Source organism: Pseudozobellia sp. WGM2, from assembly GCF_017810075.1.
In the GTDB taxonomy this organism is placed as follows: domain Bacteria; phylum Bacteroidota; class Bacteroidia; order Flavobacteriales; family Flavobacteriaceae; genus JADNYK01.
The window spans coordinates 509,860-532,709 of sequence record NZ_JADNYK010000001.1; the positions used below are offsets into that span (position 1 = coordinate 509,860).

Annotated in this window: 24 protein-coding genes; 22 read left to right on the plus strand and 2 right to left on the minus strand. The window is 38.1% G+C overall.

The genetic code is table 11. The features are described 5' to 3' along the window. Positions 1-64 precede the first annotated feature (64 nt). The 20 genes from IV512_RS02230 to hisIE all read left to right on the plus strand — a co-directional run bounded on the left by IV512_RS02230 (position 65) and on the right by hisIE (position 19,487). Complete coding sequence (locus IV512_RS02230; protein WP_209400206.1) at positions 65-1,294, plus strand: HD domain-containing protein; 1,230 nt, start codon at positions 65-67, stop codon at positions 1,292-1,294. 23 nt (positions 1,295-1,317) lie between these two features. Continuing rightward, on the plus strand, positions 1,318-2,367 hold the full coding sequence (lpxD, locus tag IV512_RS02235; protein WP_209400697.1) for a UDP-3-O-(3-hydroxymyristoyl)glucosamine N-acyltransferase: 1,050 nt from the start codon (positions 1,318-1,320) through the stop codon (positions 2,365-2,367). After that, positions 2,348-3,733, plus strand: a complete 1,386-nt coding sequence (locus IV512_RS02240) for a bifunctional UDP-3-O-[3-hydroxymyristoyl] N-acetylglucosamine deacetylase/3-hydroxyacyl-ACP dehydratase (RefSeq protein ID WP_209400207.1) — start codon at positions 2,348-2,350, stop codon at positions 3,731-3,733. The genes lpxD and IV512_RS02240 overlap by 20 nt, the downstream gene beginning before the upstream one ends. A gap of 5 nt (positions 3,734-3,738) precedes the next feature. Next, complete coding sequence (gene lpxA, locus IV512_RS02245) at positions 3,739-4,524, plus strand: acyl-ACP--UDP-N-acetylglucosamine O-acyltransferase (RefSeq protein ID WP_100868701.1); 786 nt, start codon at positions 3,739-3,741, stop codon at positions 4,522-4,524. A gap of 86 nt (positions 4,525-4,610) precedes the next feature. After that, on the plus strand, positions 4,611-5,177 hold the full coding sequence (gene efp, locus IV512_RS02250; protein WP_100868700.1) for an elongation factor P: 567 nt from the start codon (positions 4,611-4,613) through the stop codon (positions 5,175-5,177). A gap of 46 nt (positions 5,178-5,223) precedes the next feature. After that, entirely contained in the window at positions 5,224-6,156 is a 933-nt protein-coding gene (locus IV512_RS02255) for a UDP-3-O-(3-hydroxymyristoyl)glucosamine N-acyltransferase (protein ID WP_209400208.1), read from the plus strand. A gap of 103 nt (positions 6,157-6,259) precedes the next feature. Then, a complete protein-coding gene (sucD, locus tag IV512_RS02260) occupies positions 6,260-7,132 on the plus strand; it encodes a succinate--CoA ligase subunit alpha (RefSeq protein ID WP_209400209.1) in 873 nt (290 codons plus the stop codon). Positions 7,133-7,247: 115 nt separating this feature from the next. After that, positions 7,248-7,994: a 3-oxoacyl-[acyl-carrier-protein] reductase gene (gene fabG / locus IV512_RS02265; protein ID WP_209400210.1), complete on the plus strand. Its 747-nt coding sequence runs from the start codon at positions 7,248-7,250 to the stop codon at positions 7,992-7,994. An 89-nt stretch (positions 7,995-8,083) separates the two neighbouring features. After that, complete coding sequence (locus IV512_RS02270; protein WP_209400211.1) at positions 8,084-10,108, plus strand: VWA domain-containing protein; 2,025 nt, start codon at positions 8,084-8,086, stop codon at positions 10,106-10,108. A 13-nt stretch (positions 10,109-10,121) separates the two neighbouring features. Then, positions 10,122-10,937, plus strand: a complete 816-nt coding sequence (locus tag IV512_RS02275) for a prohibitin family protein (RefSeq protein ID WP_100868695.1) — start codon at positions 10,122-10,124, stop codon at positions 10,935-10,937. A gap of 248 nt (positions 10,938-11,185) precedes the next feature. Next, positions 11,186-12,043, plus strand: a complete 858-nt coding sequence (gene hisG / locus IV512_RS02280; RefSeq protein ID WP_209400212.1) for an ATP phosphoribosyltransferase — start codon at positions 11,186-11,188, stop codon at positions 12,041-12,043. Positions 12,044-12,052: 9 nt separating this feature from the next. After that, on the plus strand, positions 12,053-12,490 hold the full coding sequence (locus tag IV512_RS02285) for a GNAT family N-acetyltransferase (RefSeq protein WP_209400214.1): 438 nt from the start codon (positions 12,053-12,055) through the stop codon (positions 12,488-12,490). A 4-nt stretch (positions 12,491-12,494) separates the two neighbouring features. Beyond that, complete coding sequence (hisD, locus tag IV512_RS02290; RefSeq protein WP_209400216.1) at positions 12,495-13,781, plus strand: histidinol dehydrogenase; 1,287 nt, start codon at positions 12,495-12,497, stop codon at positions 13,779-13,781. 11 nt (positions 13,782-13,792) lie between these two features. Further along, a complete protein-coding gene (gene hisC / locus IV512_RS02295) occupies positions 13,793-14,839 on the plus strand; it encodes a histidinol-phosphate transaminase (protein ID WP_209400218.1) in 1,047 nt (348 codons plus the stop codon). Next, positions 14,836-15,972: a bifunctional histidinol-phosphatase/imidazoleglycerol-phosphate dehydratase HisB gene (gene hisB, locus IV512_RS02300; protein ID WP_209400220.1), complete on the plus strand. Its 1,137-nt coding sequence runs from the start codon at positions 14,836-14,838 to the stop codon at positions 15,970-15,972. The genes hisC and hisB overlap by 4 nt, the downstream gene beginning before the upstream one ends. A gap of 12 nt (positions 15,973-15,984) precedes the next feature. Beyond that, positions 15,985-16,569 (plus strand): imidazole glycerol phosphate synthase subunit HisH, encoded by a 585-nt coding sequence (gene hisH, locus IV512_RS02305; RefSeq protein ID WP_209400222.1) that lies wholly within the window; start codon positions 15,985-15,987, stop codon positions 16,567-16,569. A 52-nt stretch (positions 16,570-16,621) separates the two neighbouring features. After that, the gene (gene hisA / locus IV512_RS02310) at positions 16,622-17,353 is read left to right on the plus strand and encodes a 1-(5-phosphoribosyl)-5-[(5-phosphoribosylamino)methylideneamino]imidazole-4-carboxamide isomerase (RefSeq protein WP_209400224.1); all 732 of its coding nucleotides are present in this window, start codon (positions 16,622-16,624) and stop codon (positions 17,351-17,353) included. Between the two features lie 140 nt (positions 17,354-17,493). After that, positions 17,494-18,249 carry an imidazole glycerol phosphate synthase subunit HisF gene (gene hisF / locus IV512_RS02315; RefSeq protein WP_209400226.1) on the plus strand — a complete coding sequence of 252 codons (756 nt, stop codon included), beginning with the start codon at positions 17,494-17,496 and terminating at the stop codon, positions 18,247-18,249. 14 nt (positions 18,250-18,263) lie between these two features. After that, positions 18,264-18,869 (plus strand): GNAT family N-acetyltransferase, encoded by a 606-nt coding sequence (locus IV512_RS02320; protein ID WP_209400228.1) that lies wholly within the window; start codon positions 18,264-18,266, stop codon positions 18,867-18,869. Positions 18,870-18,887: 18 nt separating this feature from the next. Next, complete coding sequence (hisIE, locus tag IV512_RS02325; RefSeq protein ID WP_209400230.1) at positions 18,888-19,487, plus strand: bifunctional phosphoribosyl-AMP cyclohydrolase/phosphoribosyl-ATP diphosphatase HisIE; 600 nt, start codon at positions 18,888-18,890, stop codon at positions 19,485-19,487. Positions 19,488-19,489: 2 nt separating this feature from the next. Here the strand turns inward: hisIE and IV512_RS02330 are convergent, their stop codons facing one another. Together IV512_RS02330 and IV512_RS02335 are read right to left on the minus strand one after the other, a co-directional pair. Continuing rightward, positions 19,490-20,209: a head GIN domain-containing protein gene (locus IV512_RS02330; protein ID WP_209400232.1), complete on the minus strand. Its 720-nt coding sequence runs from the start codon at positions 20,207-20,209 to the stop codon at positions 19,490-19,492. Positions 20,210-20,447: 238 nt separating this feature from the next. After that, entirely contained in the window at positions 20,448-21,107 is a 660-nt protein-coding gene (locus tag IV512_RS02335; RefSeq protein WP_209400234.1) for a hypothetical protein, read from the minus strand. 408 nt (positions 21,108-21,515) lie between these two features. Between IV512_RS02335 and IV512_RS02340 the strand changes: the two genes are divergently transcribed. Further along, positions 21,516-22,040 carry an ester cyclase gene (locus tag IV512_RS02340; protein WP_209400236.1) on the plus strand — a complete coding sequence of 175 codons (525 nt, stop codon included), beginning with the start codon at positions 21,516-21,518 and terminating at the stop codon, positions 22,038-22,040. Between the two features lie 199 nt (positions 22,041-22,239). After that, a complete protein-coding gene (locus IV512_RS02345) occupies positions 22,240-22,806 on the plus strand; it encodes a Crp/Fnr family transcriptional regulator (protein WP_209400237.1) in 567 nt (188 codons plus the stop codon). The last annotated feature ends 44 nt before the right edge of the window (positions 22,807-22,850 follow it).

Below are 22,850 nucleotides of genomic sequence, written 5' to 3' on the forward strand. Positions count from 1 at the left end.
CTTTCAGTCGATTCGTAGTGCTTTTGGTTAACTTTGGCTCCAAAATATGGTAAACCAATTTACTTTGACAACATCAAAAAAGTTAAAGATCTTCAATGATCCAATTTACGGATTTATAACTATACCCAGTCCTCTTGTATTTGATCTTATAGCACACCCTTATTTTCAAAGATTAAGACGGATCTCGCAAATGGGATTATCATATTTGGTCTATCCGGGGGCACATCATACGCGGTTTCATCATGCGCTTGGTAGTATGCATCTGATGCAAAAAGCGGTACAAGTTTTACGTTTTAAGGGTGTTGAGATCACTAATGAAGAAGAAAATGGTTTGTACTGTGCCATTTTGTTGCACGATATAGGGCACGGGCCTTTCTCACATGCCATGGAACATAGTATTGTAGAAAGTACAAATCACGAATATATTTCGCTTCAATTTATGGAAACCTTGAATCGTACTTTTAACGGGAGTTTAAATACGGCCATTTCCATTTTTAAGGGCCTACATCAAAAACCTTTTCTTATCCAGTTAGTTTCGAGCCAGTTGGATATGGATCGGTTGGACTATTTGAAACGAGATAGCTTTTATACAGGTGTTGCCGAAGGCAATATAAATTCTGAGCGGTTGATATCTATGCTAAATGTGATTGACGGTCACTTGGTCGTAGAAGAAAAGGCTATTTATTCCGTGGAAAAATTTTTAATTGCCCGTCGGTTCATGTATTGGCAGGTATATCTTCATAAAACGGGTATTGTTGCCGAGCAGCTACTGATTAGGGTTTTAAAACGAGCAAAAGAAATTCTTGACGATGAACAACTGCAGGTTTGCAGCGAACCCTTACGTTTTTTTATGAAAAATAGAATAGAACGAGAAGATTTTGACAAGAATGTGCTTGATACTTTTGCCCAATTAGATGATATAGATATTCTTTCTGCGATTAAGACTTGGCGTAAAAATGATGATTTCGTGTTGTCAAATCTTTCCGAAATGCTTTTGAACCGTAGGTTGTTGAAAGTCAAATTAAAAAATAAGCCTATCGATAATGCAAAATTCGAAAGATATATAATAGAGGTCAAAGAGAATTATTCTCTTTCTGACCATGAAGCCTCTTATTTTGTGTTCACCGGTGAAATAGAGAACAGGGCTTATAATCAAAATAGGCAACATATAAATATTTTGAAGAAGAACGGTAAGTTAATAGATGTCGCTAAAGCTTCCGATCAATTAAATCTAAAAGCACTGTCAAACACAGTAACGAAATATTATATCTGTTACCCCAAAGATTCTGTTTGACAATTTTTCTTACTTTTGTGCCCATGGTATTCACGGCAGGTCAAATTGCGGGAATTTTAGAGGGCGAACTCGAGGGAAATCCAGAGATAGCTGTTCATAGACTCGCTAAAATAGAAGAAGGGGAAAAGGGTTCTTTAACCTTCTTGGCAAATCCAAAATATACATCCCACATCTATACTACAAAGGCTTCGATAACCATTGTAAATAAAGACTTCGTGCCCGAACAAAAGCTTGACACGACTCTTATAAAAGTGAATGATGCATATGAAGCTTTTTCAAAAGTGCTGGAGTTTTATAACCAGGTAAAGAATAATAAGACAGGTATAGAAGAACCCGTATATATATCAGATAGCGCAACTTATGGTGAGGGTTTCTATTTAGGCGCTTTTTCTTATTTGGGAAGTAACATTACTATTGGTGACAATGTGAAGATTTACCCCAATGTATATATAGGCGACAATGTGAAAATTGCGGATAATGTTACCATTTTTGCTGGGGCCAAGGTGTATTCAGAGTCCATAATCGGCAAGAATTGTGTTATAAATAGTGGTGTTATTATCGGCGCAGATGGTTTTGGGTTTAGTCCTAATAAAGACGGTGAATTTCAAAAAGTGCCCCAAACTGGCAATGTGATTTTAGAAGATAATGTAGATGTTGGTGCCGGTACCACTATCGACCGTGCGACTTTAGGTTCTACTATTTTACGTAGAGGGGTCAAATTAGACAATCAGATACAAATAGCGCATAATGTTGAAATTGGTGAACATACTGTAATCGCCGCGCAAACTGGCATTGCAGGTTCTACCAAAATCGGTAAACACTGTATGATTGGTGGGCAAGTCGGTATAGTGGGCCATATTACGATTGGCGATAATGTGAAAATTCAAGCCCAGTCAGGTATCGGTAGAAATGTTCAGAATAATGAAACCCTACAGGGATCACCTGCACTGAACTATGGCGATTATAACAAATCATACGTCTACTTTAAAAATTTACCTAAATTTTCAAATAGAATTGACGAACTGGAAAAAAAATACAGCGAGCAATACAAGAATGAAACAGAGAACCATTAAAAAAGAGGTGATTCTCACAGGTGTCGGACTTCATACGGGCGCCGAGGTGACCATGAAATTTTTACCGGCACCGGAAAATCACGGATACGCATTTAAAAGAGTTGACTTAGAGGGAGAACCTATTGTAGAGGCCGATTCCAACTATGTGGTAAACACACAGAGAGGAACGAACCTTGAAAAAAGAGGGGTTAAAATTCAAACTTCAGAACACGTGTTGGCCGCATTGGTAGGCATGGAAATCGATAATGTTCTAATAGAGCTAGATGCTCCAGAACCACCGATTATGGATGGTTCGGCAAAGTTTTTTGTTGAAGCACTTGAGACCGCAGGCGCCGAAGAGCAAGAGGCTGAACGAGAAGAGTATGTCGTAAAAGATGTTATTTCTTATAAGGATGAAGCAACGGGTAGCGAAATTACCGTAATACCATCAGATAGCTACCAAGTAACTACAATGGTCGATTTTGGCACCAAAGTATTGGGCACCCAGAATGCAACCCTTGAAAGACTTTCAGACTTTAAAGAGGAAATTGCAGACGCAAGAACCTTTAGTTTTCTCCACGAGCTGGAAATGCTCTTGGAAAACGGACTTATAAAAGGGGGTGATCTTAATAATGCCATAGTTTATGTCGATAAGGAAATTTCTGAAGAGACTATGGAGAAGCTTGAAAAAGCCTTTGATAAAAAGAAGCTTTCGGTAAAGCCCAATGGTATCTTAGACAATCTTACTTTGCATCAGCCCAATGAAGCTGCAAGACATAAATTGTTAGATGTTATAGGTGATTTGGCCCTTGCCGGAACTCGAATTCGAGGTAAAATAATAGCGAACAAGCCTGGGCATTACGTGAATACCCAGTTTGCTAAAAAATTAGCGAAGATAATCAAGGTTGAAAAGCGCAACCGCGTACCAAAATATGACTTGGACCAGCCACCGTTGATGGATATTCATCAAATAATGGCCATGTTGCCCCATAGACCACCTTTCTTATTGATTGATCGTATTATAGAACTTTCCGATAACCACGTAGTGGGTATGAAGAACGTTACTATGAACGAGCCTTTTTTTGTAGGTCACTTTCCGGGGGCTCCTGTAATGCCAGGGGTTTTGCAAGTAGAGGCTATGGCGCAAACTGGCGGTATTTTAGTTCTGAGTACGGTGCCTGACCCCGAAAATTACCTTACTTTCTTCATGAAAATAGATAATGTAAAGTTCAAACAAAAGGTGCTTCCGGGTGATACTTTAATTTTTCAATGCAGTTTGATATCTCCTATTCGAAGAGGAATTTGTCATATGCAGGCTTATGCGTATGCCAACAATAAATTGGTTTGTGAGGCAGAATTAATGGCCCAAATTGTAAAAAACAAATAAATAGTATGAACCAACCCCTTGCCTACATTCATCCAGGAGCGAAAATTGCTAAAAATGTTGTGGTAGAGCCGTTTACGACCATACACAACAACGTCACAATTGGCGATGGCACGTGGATTGGGTCTAATGTAACCATTATGGAGGGCGCCCGTATCGGTAAGAATTGTAATATTTTTCCAGGGGCGGTAATTTCAGCTCCTCCGCAAGATTTAAAATATAATGGTGAAGATACTACTGTAAGCATTGGTGATGGTACTACCATTCGAGAATGCGCGACCATTCATAAGGGTACTTCTGACCGTAATAAGACCGTTATCGGTAAAAATTGTTTGATAATGGCCTATTGCCATGTAGCCCATGACTGTTTGGTGGGTGATAACTGTATATTTTCTAACAATTCGACCTTGGCCGGACATGTAACCATTGGCGATAATGTTATATTAGCTGGTCTTGTAGCAGTGCATCAATTTGTTTCTGTAGGGCAACATGCTTTTGTTACCGGTGGTTCTTTGGTGAGAAAAGATGTTCCTCCCTTCGTAAAAGCGGCTCGTGAACCACTTTCATATGTTGGTATTAACTCCGTAGGATTGCGTAGACGCGGTTTTCAATCTGAAAAAATACGTGAAATACAGAATATATATCGTATTCTTTACCAAAGACATTATAACAATTCGCAGGCAACACAGATTATAGAGGCTGAAATGGAAGCTACTCCTGAAAGGGATGAGATTCTACAGTTCATCAGAGATTCCCAACGAGGAATCATGAAAGGATATTTCAGTAATAACTAATTCATTTTTTTTAGGATGATATATAAAGCTGTTTTGAATACGGCAGCATCCATTCTTATAAATAGTAAATAAACAGTAGACCAAAAATGGCTTCAACATCAGATATTAGAAAAGGACTTTGCATTCGTTACAATAACGATATTTATAAAATCATTGAATTTTTACATGTAAAACCAGGTAAAGGCCCTGCTTTTGTACGAACCAAATTGAAAAGCGTCTCGTCGGGTAAGGTATTGGATAACACCTTTTCTGCAGGTCATAAAATAGAAGATGTTCGTGTAGAGACGCGTTCCTACCAATTTTTGTATCCTGAAGGAGAGACGTTCCACTTCATGAATACCGATGATTACAATCAAATCACTCTTCAAGAAAGCGCATTGGATTCTCCTGGGTTATTGAAAGAAGGTGAAGTGGTTAAGATTCTTTTTAATACAGAGGACAGTATGCCATTATCTGTAGAAATGCCTGCAAGTGTAGTTTTAGAAGTTACCTATACCGAGCCAGGTGTAAAAGGTAACACCGCAACCAACGCGACAAAGCCGGCAAAGGTTGAAACAGGGGCCGAAGTTAACGTACCACTGTTCATAAATGAAGGCGATAAAATAAAAATAGAGACAGATAAAGGCACGTATATGGAGCGTGTCAAAGAGTAATTCTGTTGAACGGTTTAGTAGAATTAGGTACATTTAAACGCTTCCATTGAAATTTCCGATACCTCATACCTTAAAGCAAATTGCTGCATTGATTGATTGTCAATTTGTGGGTGCAGAAGATTTTCCTGTATTGGGTATGAACGAAATTCATGTCGTCGAAGCCGGTGATATCGTTTTTGTAGATCACCCTAAATATTATGATAAAGCCCTATCAAGCAAGGCGACAATTGTTCTGATCAACAAGCAAGTCGATTGTCCCGCGGGAAAAGCTTTATTGATTTCAGAAGATCCCTTTTCTGATTTCAATAAACTCACCAATTATTTCAAACCTTTTGAGAGAGCCATTAATTCAATAGCTACAACAGCTAGAATTGGTCAAAATACTGTGATTCAGCCTAATGTATTTATTGGTAACCATGTCAAAATCGGAAATGATTGCTTGATTCACTCCAATGTTTCTATCTATGATAATTGCGTCATTGGAAACAATGTTATCATTCATTCAGGTTCGGTTTTAGGTTCTGATGCTTTTTACTATAAAAAAAGGGAAACAGGTTTTGATAAATTAGTTTCTGGCGGTAGGGTCGTTTTAGAAGATGATGTAGAAATAGGATCATTGTGTACCATCGACAAGGGAGTTACTGGAGACACTACCATCAAAAAAGGAACTAAACTAGATAATCAGGTGCATGTCGGCCATGACACCGTGATTGGGGAAATGTGTCTAATAGCTTCCCAAACGGGTATAGCTGGTTGCGTTGTTATTGAAGATGAAGTTACCTTATGGGGCCAGGTCGGTACCAATAGCGGTATAACTATAGGAAAGAAAGCGGTAATCATGGGGCAGACGGGTGTAACCAAATCCGTAGAAGGCGGTAAGAGTTATTTCGGTACACCAATAGAAGAATCACGTGAAAAATTGAGGCAATTGGCCTATGTTAAAAAGATTCCGGACATCTTGAAGAAATTAGAGAAATAATTACGGGGCGAATCCTTTAGAAATCGATGGCAATCCCATATTTTTGTTCTAATTGCTGAAAAGACAAAACGATATAAATAACGATTAACGAATACCATAAAACATGAGCGTTTTAGTAAATAAAGATTCCAAAATCATAGTACAGGGTTTTACAGGTAGTGAAGGCACCTTCCATGCCGGACAAATGATTGATTACGGTACAAACGTAGTCGGTGGGGTAACACCTGGTAAAGGTGGCCAAGAACATTTGGGTAAGCCTGTTTTTAACACTGTCGCAGAAGCTGTAGAAAAAGTGGGCGCAGATACTACTATTATCTTTGTTCCACCGGCATTTGCCGCAGATGCCATTATGGAAGCTGCTGATGCTGGAATAAAAGTGATTATTACTATTACTGAAGGTATTCCGGTTGCCGATATGGTCAAGGCATCCAACTATATTAAAAGTAAAGATTGCCGCTTGGTCGGACCTAACTGCCCAGGGGTAATTACTCCCGGTGAAGCGAAAGTTGGTATTATGCCAGGTTTTGTTTTTAAGAAAGGTAACGTTGGTATCGTTTCAAAATCAGGAACGCTTACCTATGAAGCTGCCGATCAGGTAGTTCGTCAAGGGTTGGGTATTACGACTGCAATTGGTATTGGTGGTGATCCTATTATAGGTACGACCACAAAAGAAGCAGTAGAACTTTTGATCAACGATCCAGAGACAGATTGTGTTGTTATGATTGGGGAAATCGGAGGTCAGTTAGAGGCCGATGCCGCCAAATGGTATAAAGAAAGTCTTAGCAAGAAACCGGTAGTCGGTTTTATCGCAGGAGAAACTGCCCCAGCTGGTAGAACTATGGGGCACGCTGGAGCTATTGTTGGTGGAAGTGATGATACGGCACAAGCGAAGAAAAAAATCATGAGGGAACACGGTATTCATGTGGTAGACTCACCTGCCGAAATCGGTTTGAAGGTAAAAGAAGTAATGGGTTAATTGTCCATAACAGTATATAGTCCCGTTTTCGAGCTTTCGGAAACGGGATTTTTTTATCGCCGTTGTGTAAAACAAAACTTATATTTGAAAGTAAGACTTAGAAAAATTTTAGAGCATGAAATTGTTAGAGGATAAAAATGTGATAATTACTGGAGCGAGTAGAGGAATAGGTACTGGAATAGCAAAAGTTTTTGCACAACAAGGTGCAAATGTAGCTTTTACCTATAGTTCTAGTGAAGCACCTGCTTTGGCACTTGAAAAAGAGTTGAATGCCCTTGGAGTAAAAGCAAAAGCTTATAAGAGTAATGCAGCTAGTTTTGAAGAATCAGAAAAACTTATTGCTCAGGTGCTTGAAGATTTTGGCGGAATCGATGTCTTAGTGAACAATGCCGGAATTACTAAAGATAATTTATTGATGAGAATGTCTGAGTCTGATTTTGACAGTGTTATCGAAATTAACCTTAAGTCGGTATTTAACATGACCAAAGCGGTGCAACGTACTATGTTGAAACAGCGTAAGGGTTCTATTATCAATATGAGTAGTGTGGTAGGGGTCAAAGGTAACGCTGGGCAAACTAATTATGCGGCCTCTAAAGCTGGTATGATCGGTTTTACCAAATCGGTCGCTTTAGAATTGGGATCACGAAACATACGTTGTAATGCTATCGCTCCTGGTTTTATAGAAACTGAAATGACCGATAAACTTGATGAAAAGACGGTACAAGGTTGGAGAGATGGTATTCCAATGAAACGTGGTGGTAGCACCGAAGATATTGCCAATGCTTGTTTGTTCTTTGCTTCAGACCTTTCTGACTATGTAACCGGTCAGGTACTGAATGTAGATGGTGGCATGCTTACCTAGAGTTCCGTTCATGGGCAAGACTACGTAAATGGCGTGTCCATTGAAAAATAAATGCCTAGCGAACTAAAACCTGAAATTGATTTCAATCAATGCAAATTCAAACAGTTCTTCTGATTATTTTAGCCGCTGTTGTGGCCTTGGTAATCGTTCTGTTTCAATACTATTATAAGACTAAAAAAAGAGGGCAAATAGGTTATTTGCTCTCTTTTTTACGTTTTCTTACTTTCTTTGGTGCTTTTCTATTATTGATCAATCCGAAGTTCACCAAATATCAATACACTACAGAAAAGGCAAACCTAATTCTGCTAACGGATAATTCTTCTTCTATGGCAGAATATGAAGATGATATAAGGTCGGTTCTTGATAAAATCCACGGTGATAGCGATATTGGGCAACGGTTTAATGTTCAATCCTACAACTTCGGGAAGTCGTTAAGTAGCGATAGTCTTTCGCTTTCTGAAAGTCAAACGAATATCACACGTGCATTGAAGGCACTTGAAGAGATATATTCAAATTCAAATGCCGTAATCGCAATGCTTACCGATGGCAATCAGACGGTAGGGCAAGACTATGAATTTTATGGCCGTAACCAAGAAACGCCTATCTACCCCATAGCCATAGGCGACACTACAAGTTATGAAGATATTTCGATTAGTCAAGTCAATGCCAATCGCTATGCTTTTCTTAAAAATAAATACCCTTTAGAAATCTTTGTTTCTTATAGTGGTGCTTCTCAAGCTCAGGCGCAACTAAGAGTTCTTGAAGACGGTGAACAGGTTTATCAAGAGAGGGTATCGTTATCTAATTCAAATACAACCAAAGTGGTCAGTACCTTGCTCGATGCAGGCTCTGTAGGGCTTAAGAACATAGTAGTTACGATTGACGCGCTTGCAAATGAACGTAATGAAGCGAACAATAGCCGTGAGTTGGCTGTAGAGGTTATTGACGAGAAGACGAATATCTCAATAATTTCTAATTTGAGCCACCCAGATATCGGTGCGCTAAAAAAAGCTATTGAAAGTAACCAGCAGCGTTCCGTTTCTATAATGAAACCTAACACTGATCGTAAAAAATTAGAGGAAACCGACCTATTTATTTTTTATCAACCTGACGTTTCCTTTAAATCGATTTATGATTATTTGAGTCAAAGTAAAACGAGTGTTTTTACAATTACAGGAAGTCAGACCAACTGGAATTTTCTCAATAACGCACAAAATTCGTTTGCTAAAAAAAGCTACGAGCAGACAGAAGAAGTAAGTGCTACTTTGAATACTGGTTTCGGTCTATTCAATGTCGAAGATTTTACTGTAACCGATTTTCCACCGGTAACAAGCAATTTAGGCGAAATTCAGTTAAGAGTTGAGGCTGATATCGCTTTGAGTCAGCGTATAAAGGGTGTTGAATTAAATCAACCTTTATTGGCTATCATAAATAACGCGGTCCAGAAGGAAGCCGTTTTTTTTGGCGAGGATATTTGGAAATGGAGAATGCAATCTTATCGAAGTGACCAAAATTTCAAGAATTTTGATGATTTTCTAGGAAAGATAGTTCTATACTTGACGAGCAACAAAAGTAGAGATCGCCTGACGTTAGATTACGAATCAGTATTTACGGGAAGCCAAGATGCCAAAATATCGGCAACCTATTTCGACAACGCCTTTGTTTTTGATTCCAATGCGAACATCACTTTAACAATTAAAAACATTGAATCGCAAGCTAGTTCAGAAATTCCGATGCTTTTAAAAGGCAGTTATTATGAGGCTGACCTTAGCAATTTAATACCGGGGAAATACGACTTTACGGTAGCTGTTAAATCAGAAGGTATTTCAAAATCAGGGCGCTTAAGTATACTAGATTTCGATATTGAGAAACAATTTTTTTCAACTGATTTTAGAAAGCTCGATCGTGTGGCAGAAAATACTGGAGGTCGACTTTTTTATAGTGATGACATAGACGCAATGCTTGACACCTTAAATACCGATCAACGTTATGTGCCTACCCAGTTAAGCGACCAAAATATCGTATCTTTGATAGATTTCGAAGTATTGTTGGCCATCATTGCCCTAGCCTTGGCAAGTGAATGGTTCATTAGAAAATATATCGGGCTAACTTAATATTATTTTATATATGGATAAATTACCTAAAATTGCTTTACCGGTCATATTCGGTTTTATTGTACTCGTTATTTTAATATCAAAATCAGCTGTTACCATAGGTTCCGGTGAGGCTGGTGTTCTGTATAAAACATTTGGTGGGGGGGTAGTTACCGATGAGCCACCTTTGGGGGAAGGTTTCCATATAGTTGCGCCTTGGAACAAGGTTTTTGTTTATGAAGTTAGACAGCAAGAAGTACTTGAAAAAATGAATGTCTTATCTAGCAATGGTCTGGATATTAAACTAGAGGCTTCAGCATGGTTTGAGCCTATACGCAGTGATTTAGGAAAGTTGCACCAAGAAAAAGGAGAGGCGTATGTACAGAGGGTTTTGCTGCCAACCATTAGGTCTGCCGCTCGTTCAGTTGTAGGGCGTTATACGCCAGAACAATTGTATTCAAGTAAAAGAGATGCCATTCAGCAAGAAATTTTTGATGAGACTCAAAAAATTGTATCAGGACAATATATTCAGTTAAATGAAATATTGGTCAGAGATGTTACTTTGCCGCCAACGATTAAAGACGCTATCGAGCGTAAATTAAAACAAGAGCAAGAGTCTTTGGAGTATGAGTTTAGATTGGTGACGGCTAAAAAAGAGGCTGAAAAGGTAACTATTGAGGCTCAAGGCAAGGCAGATGCGAATAGAATATTAAGTGCCTCGTTGACCGATAAAATTCTTCAAGACAAAGGTATTGATGCAACTTTAAAGTTAGCACAATCGGCGAATGCGAAGGTTGTGGTAGTAGGTAGCGGAGAATCAGGCTTACCTTTAATCTTGGGAAATAACTAATCTGTTTTAGTTAAAAGGAGTTGTAGAGTTTTTGTTTATTTTACAACTATTCTTTTGAGAAATGAAAAATAGATTTTACATTTACGGCATAATGAAAAACAGAAATACACATCATCATTTTTACACTGGCTCTCAGGCGAGGTAAATATGTATTGTAGTATTACAAAAATATTAAAAACCCGTTTGAGCAATCAAGCGGGTTTTATTTTTAGAGCTCTTTTGGTGGCTTGAACATAATTAAAAGTGAAATGACAAAAATTAGAATTGCTATTCAGAAATCAGGACGTCTAAATGAAGACTCTTTACTGATTCTAAAAAATTGTGGTATTTCTATAGACAACGGTAAAGATCAGCTAAAGGCCTCTTCCCGAAATTTTCCAATGGAAGTTTTTTATCTACGAAATGGTGATATACCTCAATATTTAAGAGACGGTGTCGTAGATATTGCGATTATTGGAGAGAATGTTCTGATTGAAAAAGGGGAGGATATCTCCATTGCTGAAAAACTTGGTTTTTCAAAGTGTAAGGTTTCCTTGGCCGTGCCAAAGTCGGTGAAATATAACTCGGTTCATGATTTTGAGGGCAAGCGTATAGCTACTTCTTATCCGAATACGGTTCAAATGTATTTAGATAAACATGGTGTAAAAGCCGATTTGCATATTATTAACGGTTCTGTGGAAATTGCACCTAATATCGGACTTGCAGATGCAATATGTGATATTGTTTCTAGTGGAAGTACGCTGTTCAAAAATAATTTGAAAGAAGTTGAAGTAATGTTGACCAGTGAAGCTGTATTGGCAGTGTCACCTCAAATTTCTGATGAGCGCAAAGAGCTTTTGAAGAAATTACAATTCAGAATACAGTCCGTATTACAAGCGAGACAATCGAAATATGTTCTGTTAAATGCTCCTAACGACAAATTAGACAATATATTAAAGTTGTTACCAGGTATGCGTAGCCCAACTGTTTTACCTTTGGCTGAAGAAGGGTGGAGTTCCGTCCACACCGTGATTAACAAAGATAAGTTCTGGGAAGTGATTGACGAATTGAAGGTCGCTGGGGCAGAAGGTATTTTAGTTTGCCCAATTGAGAAAATGGTACTTTAAGTTTCAGAAATGAAGGGCGAATTGAAACTAGAATTGATTCCTTATGAAAAACTGGAATTGATTTTACCCTTAGTTTACGATTTGAATGAGGGAAAGATTTCCGAAGAAATCTTGAAATCCAGATTAGAATCGATGAAGATTATGGGCGGCTATGAATGTCTGGGCGTATACGATAATAAAAGTTTAATCGCCTGTTGTGGTGTTTGGTTTTTACACAAGCTGTACAAGGGCAAACATATAGAACTAGATAATGTGTTTGTGAGTGCGGAATATAGAAGTAGAGGAGTAGGTAAACTCATGATGGATTGGCTCGTAGACTATGCAAAAAGTAAAGATTGCAATAGTATCGAACTCAATTCTTATGTAGCAAATGAGAAAGGAATAAAGTTTTGGCAACGACATGATTTTGAGCCTTTAGGGTATCACATGATCAAGAATTTAGTGTAACAAAATGAAAAAGATATATAATCCCAATAAGTCGGATTGGAGTTCAGTTTTGGAGCGACCAACACAGACCGTTGCGGATATAGAAGAAACAGTTGAGACTATTTTTAAAGAAGTGCAAAGCAATGGCAATACCACACTCAAAAAGTATACTGAAAAATTTGATGGTGTTTCCCTTGATAGTATTATAACCTCTGAACAAGAAATAGAGGAAGCAACAAGCCAGGTTTCTCAACAACTAAAGGATGCTATTCAATTGGCGAAAAACAATATCGAAGTTTTTCACAAAGCACAGAAAACAGATAAAGTTGAAGTCGAAACTGCTAGTGGTGTTCAGTGTTGGCAAGAGAAAAGACCGATTCAAAAGGTAGGTCTCTATATTCCAGGAGGTACTGCGCCTTTATTCTCCACAATTCTAATGCTTGCTGTGCCTGCTACCATAGCCGGTTGCGAAGAATTGGTGTTGTGTTCTCCGCCAAATAATGAGGGGAAAATAAACCCTGCGATTCTGTATACCGCAAATTTATGTGGTGTAAAGAAAATATTTAAAGTGGGCGGTATTCAGGCTATTGCCGCTATGACTTTTGGTACAGAAAGTATTCCTGGAGTGTATAAAATCTTTGGTCCTGGTAACCAATACGTAACGGTTGCCAAGCAGATTGCAACTAAATATGGTATTTCAATTGATATGCCTGCGGGCCCAAGTGAACTTTTGGTTTTAGCAGATGATTCTGCTAACCCTGCTTTTGTAGCTTCTGATTTATTAAGTCAGGCGGAGCACGGTGTAGATAGCCAAGTTATTTTGGTTTCGACTTCCGAAAAATTGATCAATGCCGTCGAGAAAGAAGTTGAACGCCAATTAGATGAATTACCTAGAAAAGACATTGCCAAGAAGGCAATCGAAAATAGCAAGTTGATTCTTGTCGAAAATGATGCTATAGCGGCTGAGCTAATTAATGAATACGGTCCGGAACATTACATTATTTGTGTAGAAAACGAAGAATTCTTTGTGAGCAATGTTCAAAATGCAGGCTCTGTGTTTATTGGTAATTATACACCTGAGAGTGCTGGAGATTATGCCTCGGGAACCAATCATACGCTGCCTACCAATGGCTATTCTAAGCAGTACAGTGGGGTGAACCTCGATAGTTTTATGAAAAGTATGACCTTTCAGAAGATATCTGAACGGGGAATTCAAGAAATTGGCGAGGCAATTGAAATTATGGCAGAAGCTGAAGGATTGCAGGCGCACAAAAATGCGGTTACTTTACGATTGAAAAGTCTGAACAACTAATTTGTAATATCATGGGTTTCGATTTAGATAAAATAACCAGAGAAAATGTGAAAGGCCTAAAACCTTATTCTTCGGCACGTGATGAATATGTTTCCGATGGTTCTTCGATGGTCTTTCTTGATGCGAATGAAAACCCTTATAATAATGGGGTAAATCGGTATCCTGATCCGCAACAACGTAACTTAAAGTCCGTTTTAGCAAATCAAAAAGAGATTCAAATTGAAAATTTACTACTGGGCAATGGTAGTGACGAAGTATTAGATTTATTATTTCGGGCATTCTGCGAACCTGGGGCTGATAATGTTATCACCTTGCCGCCCACGTATGGTATGTACAAAGTGTTGGCCGATATCAATACGATAGATAATAGAGAAGTTCTTCTAACCGATGACTTTCAACCCAATGTTGGAGAAATTTTAGAAATGGTAGATGCTCGAACAAAAATGATGTTTATTTGTTCGCCCAACAACCCTACGGCCAATAGTTTTGATTCGGAGCGCATCGTTACACTTTTAGAGGATTTTGATGGTTTGGTTGTTGTTGATGAAGCGTATATCGATTTTTCAAATAAGGCCTCTTGGGTTTCTCGATTATCTGAATTTCCGAATTTAGTGGTGACCCAAACCTTATCAAAAGCCTACGGTATGGCGGGTATTCGTCTGGGTATTTGTATCGCATCCAAAGAAATCATCACTATTCTCAATAAGATCAAACCTCCATACAACGTTAACGAGCTTACACAGTCTCATGCACTACGAAGGGTTTCAGACATGCCTCGTATAAAATCTGAAGTGAGGGAAATTATCGAGCAAAAAGAATTGCTCTTGAAAGTGTTGCCCCAAATCGAATTTATTAAAGAAATATATCCTTCCGATGCCAATTTTCTACTGGTAAAGGTAGATGACGCCGATAAGCGATATAGTGAACTTTTAGGCTTGGGCGTAGTGGTAAGAAATAGAAGTTCGCAGCCCTTATGTAACAACACCTTACGCCTAACTATAGGCACGAAAGATGAAAACATTAAACTAGTTACTGCTTTAAAAAGCTTGACCAAATGAAGAAAAAAGTACTTTTTATAGATCGTGATGGCACGATAATAAAAGAAACTGTCGATGAGCAGATAGATGCCTTTGAAAAGATGATATTCTATCCGAAGTCTTTTACTTACTTAGGTAAAATCGCTAAAGAATTAGATTATGAATTGGCAATGATTACCAATCAAGATGGCCTTGGTACGGAAGCTTTTCCTGAAGATACCTTCTGGCCCGTTCATAATTTTATTATGAAATCATTCGAAAATGAAGGTGTTGTTTTCGATAAAGTATTTATCGATAAGACCTTTCCCCATGAAAATGCAGATACCAGAAAACCAGGCACAGGTCTATTGAAAGATTACTTCTGCGACGACTATGACTTGGCAAATTCTTTTGTTATCGGTGATAGGCTGACGGATATCGAGCTGGCCAAAAACCTAGGCGCAAAAGGCATTTTTATAAATGACAACACCAACTTAGGTACAGGTGAAATCACCGTTAAACGTGATGATCTTGAAAATTTTATTGCTTTGGAAAGCAACGATTGGGAGAAAATCTATGAGTTTTTAAAGTTGAACGATAGAACGGCCGAAACTCATAGAAAAACAAATGAGACCGATATTTATATCAATTTGAACCTTGACGGTACCGGTAAGAGTGATATCAAGACCGGGCTAGCTTTTTTTGATCATATGCTAGATCAACTGGCGCGTCACGGTCAAATGGATTTAGAAATTAAGGTGGATGGTGATCTAGAAGTAGATGAGCACCATACCATCGAAGATACGGGCATCGCTCTGGGCGAAGTGTTCGGTCAGGCTTTGGGTAACAAATTAGGTATCGAACGATACGGATTTTGTTTACCGATGGATGACTGCCTTGCGCAAGCGGCAATTGATTTCGGAGGTAGAAATTGGTTGGTTTGGGAAGCCGAATTCAATCGAGAAATGGTTGGCGATATGCCCACGGAAATGTTTCATCATTTTTTCAAATCATTTACCGATGGTGCCAAGGCCAATTTGAACATCAAGGCCGAAGGCACTAATGAACACCATAAGATTGAGGCCATTTTCAAGGCCTTTGCAAAGTCTATTAAAATGGCGGTCAAAAGAGATACCGCAAAAATGGTTTTGCCTAGTACAAAGGGCGTTTTATAGAGTTTACCAAGAATGAAGATTGTAATTATAAATTACGGAGCCGGAAATATTCAAAGCATCAAGTTCGCAATCGAACGTTTGGGCTATGAAGCGGTTTTAAGTGAAGATGCAGACGAAATCAAATCTGCCGATAAGGTTATTTTCCCTGGTGTGGGCGAGGCCAGTAGTGCTATGAAAAAGCTGTTGGAAAGTGGCCTGGAAACGGTCGTTCCGCAACTGAAGCAACCTGTTTTAGGCATTTGCCTGGGCATGCAGTTAATGTGTAATTCTTCTGAAGAAGGCAACACCAAAGGTCTTGGCATATTTGATGTGAATGTTGTTAAATTCTCTAATCAGGTAAAAGTGCCACAAATAGGTTGGAACCAAATCGACAATTTAAAGTCGCACTTATTCAATAATATCTCACCGAAAGAACATATCTATTTGGTGCATAGTTATTATGCTCCCATATGCGACGAAACTATTGCTGAATCTGAATATGATGTAAAATATAGTGCTGCCCTGCAAAAGAATAATTTTTACGGCACCCAATTTCACCCAGAGAAAAGTAGTAAGGTCGGGGCGCAGATTTTATTGAATTTTCTAAAAATGAGTTAAGAATCGGTGGATTATAAAGTCGTTGGTAATTCCGAATAACAAAAATATAAAAATGAGAATCATACCTGCAATAGATATCATCGACGGGAAGTGCGTAAGACTCTCTAAAGGTGATTACGAGACCAAGAAAATATATAATGAAAACCCTTTAGAAGTTGCAAAAGAGTTTGAGGCCCACGGTATTGAATTCTTGCATTTGGTAGATTTAGATGGTGCGAAATCAAAACATATCGTCAATCATAAGGTGTTGGAGCAAATTGCATCTAAAACCCAACTGAAAATTGATTTTGGTGGTGGTCTCAAAACGGATGAAGACTTACGAATTGCCTTTGAGAGCGGTGCTAGTCAAGTTACGGGTGGCAGTATTGCGGTAAAGGATAAAGAGACTTTTCAAAGCTGGATAAAAGTTTATGGTGCGAAAAAAATAATTTTGGGGGCTGATGCCATGGATGAGAAAGTGGCCGTTTCCGGTTGGCAAGAAGAGTCTACCGAAGAACTTGTTCCTTTTATTTCGGCATATCAAGCGAATGGTATCGAATATGTTATCTGTACCGACATATCAAAAGACGGCATGCTCGAAGGCCCCTCTTTTGAATTGTACCAGCGTATTTTAGAACAATGTGAAGGTTTAAAGCTGATAGCTTCCGGTGGCATTTCAACTTACGATGAGCTTCCAAAATTAGCCAAAATGGGTTGTGAAGGAACTATTATCGGAAAAGCAATCTATGAAAATAGAATCAGTATGAAACAGCTGGAGCAATTTGTATTGGAGCATGATGCATAGACAAAACATTAAAACGACTGAAAAAATAGGAAGCTCCACTGCCAAAATGTTAAATTTGTTTTTAATTTGGGGCATGGCATTTAAGAGCGTAGTAGAAGGTTTAGTACCTTCTATTGATAATAGGGTTTTAGCTTAAACTTATGTTAGCAAAAAGAATAATACCTTGTCTTGATATTAAAGATGGCCGTACGGTCAAAGGCGTGAATTTTATAGATTTGCGTGATGCCGGAGATCCTGTTGAGTTGGCCGAAATTTATAGTAAAGAGGGTGCTGATGAACTTGTTTTTCTCGATATTTCTGCAACGGAACAAAAGCGAAAGACCTTGGCAGAATTGGTTTATCGCGTTGCCGAAAAAGTAAATATTCCGTTTACCGTCGGTGGAGGAATTTCTTCGATTGAAGATGTAGATGTATTACTTCAAAACGGGGCCGATAAGGTTTCCATCAATTCTTCGGCAGTGAAAAATCCGCAATTGATAAACGATTTAGCGGCCAAATTTGGTTCTCAGTGCATCGTTGTGGCTATTGATGCCAAACAAATAGATGGCGAATGGATCGTACATTTGGTAGGGGGCAAGGTACCTACCGAACGTAAATTGTTCGAGTGGGCCAAAGAGGTCGAAGAACGAGGCGCCGGTGAAATTTTATTTACCTCTATGGATCACGACGGTACCAAAGATGGCTTTGCCAATGAGGCACTAGCGAAATTATCAACAGAATTGAACATACCCATAATAGCATCAGGTGGTGCGGGTAAAGTACACCATTTTACTGATACCTTTGAAAAAGGTAAGGCCGATGCGGCCTTGGCAGCCAGTGTTTTTCATTTTAAAGAAATAGGCATTGGTGATTTAAAAAATGAATTACGGGATAAGGGTATTCCAGTAAGGTTATAGAAAAGTCTTAGAAATTGATTAAAGCGACAAAAGCGGACAGAGATTTAGTGGTTGATATTTTGGTGGAGGCCTTCGAGCCCATACGGGAAGATAACTCCATCAATTTCGTGGTTAAACAAGACCATAAAAGGCATCAGCGCATGCGTGTTTTGATGGAGTACCTTTTTGACAAATCGTTTCGTACAGGGGCGATTTATATTTCAGACAATAGGGCCAGTTGCCTTTTGATAACCTATTCGAATAAAGATAATTTTTCGTTTTCTAAGCTTTATTCCACCTTACGACTGGCTTTCAAATGCATAGGCATTTTTCGAGTGGCCAAAGTACTTAGAAGACAAAAAATAATTCAAAGAAACTATCCAAAGACAGCGTATATACGACCCATGATTTTTGCCGTGAAACAAGAGTTTAAAGGTGGTGTAACGGCGCCTAGATTGGTATTGCAAGTGTACGATGCATTCAGAGACAATAAATTACCCGTTATAGTCGATGCTGCATCTGAACAGAACGTTAAGTTGTATCAAAAATTCGGATTGGAAATTTTTAATACTGAAAATGGCCTTGGTTTTCCTATCTATTTAATGAAAATGCACGGTGTGCCCCAGAAGAAAGCTTCCTAAATATATAGAAAAGAAAAAATGACAGTAGATTTCAATAAAAATGCCGACGGATTAGTGCCTGCCATCATTCAAGATGCAAAAACCAAAAATGTACTCATGTTAGGGTATATGAATGAGGAAGCCCTAAAGAAAACCCAGGAGACCGAGAAGGTTACCTTTTATAGCCGCAGCAAACAACGTTTATGGACGAAAGGGGAAGAGAGTGGCAACTTTTTGAATTTAATCGATATCAAGGTTGATTGCGATAACGACACTCTTTTGGTTTATGTAGAACCCGTAGGGCCAACCTGTCATACTGGTAGTGATACCTGTTGGAACGAAAATAATACTTCAAACTTCGGATTTATTTCTGAGCTTGAGCGAGTTATCGAACAACGAAGAACAGCTTCGGATGCAAGCAAATCATATGTAGCTTCACTATTTGAAAAGGGAATCAATAATATTGCACAAAAGGTAGGTGAAGAAGCTGTTGAAACAGTCATTGAGGCCAAAGACGATAATGATGACCTTTTCTTATATGAAAGTGCCGATTTATTGTTCCACTATTTGATATTGTTACAGGCGAAGGGCTTCACCTTAAAAGATATTGAGAAAGAATTGCAAAAGCGGCACAAGTAGTCTTATGGGTTGCGATTTTTCAATCTAGAAGACCCATTTAGTTTTTTGTGGTTAATAACGGCATCACCCTTATAGTTCAATACGCTCGCTCCCGAAGCATCGATATCAATTGACTTTTGTGCCGAAAGAAAGGCTTCGCTAGCACCGGAAAGTTCGATGTTCAGTCTTTCGCTGATCAAATCATAGTCGCGTAAATCGCTGGCACCCGATAGGTCGGCATATAATGATTCAACATTTCCGTAGATATCGGCTTTAGAGGCACCGCCCATATTTATGTCTAAATGGGTAGCTTTGATTTCACCTGAGAATTCAGAAGAACCGGATAGTTCGATTTTTCCTTTATGGGTATCCCACATGTCACGTAGGGTAACCGTAGAAGCTCCTGAAAGATCAAAATCTTTGATAGTTTTGGTCGAAATATATGCCTTTAGTATGGGTTTGCCCTTTATAGTTGTATATCTCTTAAGTTTAATGATTAAATTGTCACCTTCGCGGGCGACAACGATACGGTCATGAAGATTATCGTTTGCTTCGATACTGATGTGTTCTTCGGTTTCTGAAAAGGTCAAGTAAACATCAAATGCATTTGAAACTTTGAGTCCGTTATAACCTGAAAGGGAAAAATCTTTGGTGGTAACTTCACCTTTGGCACTTACATGTTCATAATCGCAAGATGATAGCAGACCACAAATTGAGGCCAAAACTAGGTAGACGGACTTCATTCGCATTATTGATTGATTTCTAATCATGGGTTGTAATCAGGTTGATGATTATTACATTAATGGTATTCTAAAGTTTTTTATAGTTGTACAACAGTAACCCACTGAAAATTTATGGGAGACCATTCTTCTAATATTGTACCATTTTTGAAGGTTTTGTTTTTGAGGTATACCTGTTGATTCTCTGTAAAAACATGTTGGGTTTCTATAAATTCACGGTAGAAGGTGCATCGTTTTTTCATTACAATTTCTTTTTATAGCGGTTTCGACCCATATTAAAAACTCCTACTTTAATGCCCACACCTGCGGTAAAACCATTTATTCGTTTAATAGGGCTGGGTCGAAGTTCAATTTCACTACTGAACCGATAGGTGACACCAGCCTCAATTTGTAAATACCTGCTAAGATTGAATTGAGCGCTTATACCTGGTTCTATTATAAATACCGCATCAAAATCGTCTTCAGTAGGTTCAGGGTCGAAACGTTCGTCATAATCGTCTTCAATATAACCTACAGCGCCACCACCGATTAAAAGGGGAAAGGAAAGGCTTACTAGTTTTTTACTAAAGAAAATCGGCTCTAGGTGAAGGCCACCGTAAATGGCGATCAAGTCTTGGTTTCTAGTAGACGGAGCAATATAGAGGTCTTGCTGGGAATAAAGAAAATTGGCAGCGAAACCAACCTCAAATTGTTGATTGGCTACATAAGCTAATTTGAGCCCAGACATATAACTTGGTTCGCCCTCGATTTCGCCAGCTCCCAAAGTCAAACCTAGGTAAACACCATGAACAACATTATTTCGGTCATTGAACTCAAGATAATCTTTAGGTTCGTCTTGAGCGTAGATTGTTAAAATATTTCCTAGTATTAGGAACAAGAAAGTGGGTGTAAATCGTTTCATTACTATTCGTTGTCTGATAGACTATTATAATAGACAACGGTGATTCAAAATAGTTGCACGAAAAGCAGAAAATTTTTAAAAACAACTACTCTTTTACTGGTAATCGATTATTTTTCGTACAAATTGAGTTGATTTATATCTATTGTAATGGTTCTATAGTTCACAATTCTACATTAACTTCTAAATATTCTAGTTCGTTATTTACTTGAAATTATATTTAATTGGTAACTGCAATTTTACATATTTAAAAATCTAATTCGTTAAAAATCAATTGAAAACAAACCAAACTGAACTAAAAAGAATTTTTATTTTTATCTTCGAAATTGCTTAAATAGCGTTTTGAATCGACGCCGACTTCCTCCACGATTTAAAACACGCTATAGCTGACCACCACTCAAACCAACGAATATGAAACCAATAGTATTTTTTTATTGTATTCTATCTTTATTAATTTTTTCATGTAAGGAAAAGATTGAGGAAACCGTTTCTAAAAATCAAGTCTTAATCGCAGAAGATTTAGAAGAGGCGGTTAATATCTATGAAAAGTTCTGGAACAGTAATGATCCTGAAGTATTGGCCCCAATACTTTCCGAAAATTTTAAACGCTATGCCAATGGTAAGCTTGAGACGGAAAGTCATGAAGAGCTAATTAATATTTTGAATAATTGGCATCTCGCCATACCTGATTTTAGTACTAAACTAAAGGATATCGTCATTCATGGTAACAAAGCTTACTATTATTGGGAAAGTGAAGGAACAAATAGCGGTTATTTAGGAAGCACTCGAGGCACTGGAATAGAAAGTAATTCTAACGGTTTTGCAATACTTACATTTAACAAACAGGGCAAAATTGTAAAGGAGGAAGCATTCTACGATTCCATAAATATTTATTTATCATGGGGATATAAGCTTGTACCTCCGAATAAAGGATGAAAATTTATAGCAGTTCCCTTTAATATTGATATGAAAGTTTTTTTCTGAGGAATTTTTGATTCAAATCTGCTTTTACCGAATAATTTAGCGACTTGGCTAAAGCTTTGTTCAAGAAGAACGAGGTTTTGTCATCTTTATAAATTCTTTAATGATTTGGTAAGTTGTAAATCACTTATAATTAAAGAATTATAAAATTGTCATGGATAGGATTAAACATCATTTTGAACGAATAATTACGATACCGGATAGCGATTGGGCTTTTTTCACAGATAATCTCGAAATGAAAGAGTATGCCAAGAAAGAAACTCTTTTAAAAAGTGGTGAAACCGAAAATTATTTTTCTTTCGTTGAAAAAGGTGCTATTCGCTATTTTATCCCTAAGAAAGAAGATGATATTACTTTTGGATTTCGATGTGAAGACGAGTTTTCAAGCGCCTATGATTCTTTTTTGACTCAAAAACCGAGTATATACAGTTTACAGGCTATGGAAGATTGTGTTCTTTGGTCCATTAGTTACAACAACCTTCAACGTATCTATAGACAAACATCGGTGGGTAATCTTATTGGCCGAATTATAGCCGAACAAACGCTGGTCTTAAAGTGGGATAGGGAGCTATCATTTTTAAACCAAACTGCAGAAGAGCGTTATTTAGATATTTTCGACAAACGCCCAGAGCTTTTAAAACGTGTGCCTTTAAAGTATTTAGCTTCTTATATAGGGGTAACTCCACAAGCTTTAAGTAGAATACGTAAGCGAATTTCTTAACCTAGGTTCATTGTTTTGAAGCATCTATCTGACGAAATTTGACG

Bases quoted from the DNA above. Each gene is read 5' to 3' on its own strand.
- lpxD (WP_209400697.1), top strand. From the start codon at position 1,318: ATGGTATTCACGGCAGGTCAAATTGCGGGAATTTTAGAGGGCGAACTC.
- IV512_RS02240 (WP_209400207.1), top strand. From the start codon at position 2,348: ATGAAACAGAGAACCATTAAAAAAGAGGTGATTCTCACAGGTGTCGGA.
- lpxA (WP_100868701.1), top strand. From the start codon at position 3,739: ATGAACCAACCCCTTGCCTACATTCATCCAGGAGCGAAAATTGCTAAA.
- efp (WP_100868700.1), top strand. From the start codon at position 4,611: ATGGCTTCAACATCAGATATTAGAAAAGGACTTTGCATTCGTTACAAT.
- sucD (WP_209400209.1), top strand. From the start codon at position 6,260: ATGAGCGTTTTAGTAAATAAAGATTCCAAAATCATAGTACAGGGTTTT.
- fabG (WP_209400210.1), top strand. From the start codon at position 7,248: ATGAAATTGTTAGAGGATAAAAATGTGATAATTACTGGAGCGAGTAGA.
- IV512_RS02270 (WP_209400211.1), top strand. From the start codon at position 8,084: ATGCAAATTCAAACAGTTCTTCTGATTATTTTAGCCGCTGTTGTGGCC.
- IV512_RS02275 (WP_100868695.1), top strand. From the start codon at position 10,122: ATGGATAAATTACCTAAAATTGCTTTACCGGTCATATTCGGTTTTATT.
- hisG (WP_209400212.1), top strand. From the start codon at position 11,186: ATGACAAAAATTAGAATTGCTATTCAGAAATCAGGACGTCTAAATGAA.
- IV512_RS02285 (WP_209400214.1), top strand. From the start codon at position 12,053: ATGAAGGGCGAATTGAAACTAGAATTGATTCCTTATGAAAAACTGGAA.
- hisD (WP_209400216.1), top strand. From the start codon at position 12,495: ATGAAAAAGATATATAATCCCAATAAGTCGGATTGGAGTTCAGTTTTG.
- hisC (WP_209400218.1), top strand. From the start codon at position 13,793: ATGGGTTTCGATTTAGATAAAATAACCAGAGAAAATGTGAAAGGCCTA.
- hisB (WP_209400220.1), top strand. From the start codon at position 14,836: ATGAAGAAAAAAGTACTTTTTATAGATCGTGATGGCACGATAATAAAA.
- hisH (WP_209400222.1), top strand. From the start codon at position 15,985: ATGAAGATTGTAATTATAAATTACGGAGCCGGAAATATTCAAAGCATC.
- hisA (WP_209400224.1), top strand. From the start codon at position 16,622: ATGAGAATCATACCTGCAATAGATATCATCGACGGGAAGTGCGTAAGA.
- hisF (WP_209400226.1), top strand. From the start codon at position 17,494: ATGTTAGCAAAAAGAATAATACCTTGTCTTGATATTAAAGATGGCCGT.
- hisIE (WP_209400230.1), top strand. From the start codon at position 18,888: ATGACAGTAGATTTCAATAAAAATGCCGACGGATTAGTGCCTGCCATC.
- IV512_RS02330 (WP_209400232.1), bottom strand. From the start codon at position 20,209: ATGAAGTCCGTCTACCTAGTTTTGGCCTCAATTTGTGGTCTGCTATCA.
- IV512_RS02335 (WP_209400234.1), bottom strand. From the start codon at position 21,107: ATGAAACGATTTACACCCACTTTCTTGTTCCTAATACTAGGAAATATT.
- IV512_RS02340 (WP_209400236.1), top strand. From the start codon at position 21,516: ATGAAACCAATAGTATTTTTTTATTGTATTCTATCTTTATTAATTTTT.
- IV512_RS02345 (WP_209400237.1), top strand. From the start codon at position 22,240: ATGGATAGGATTAAACATCATTTTGAACGAATAATTACGATACCGGAT.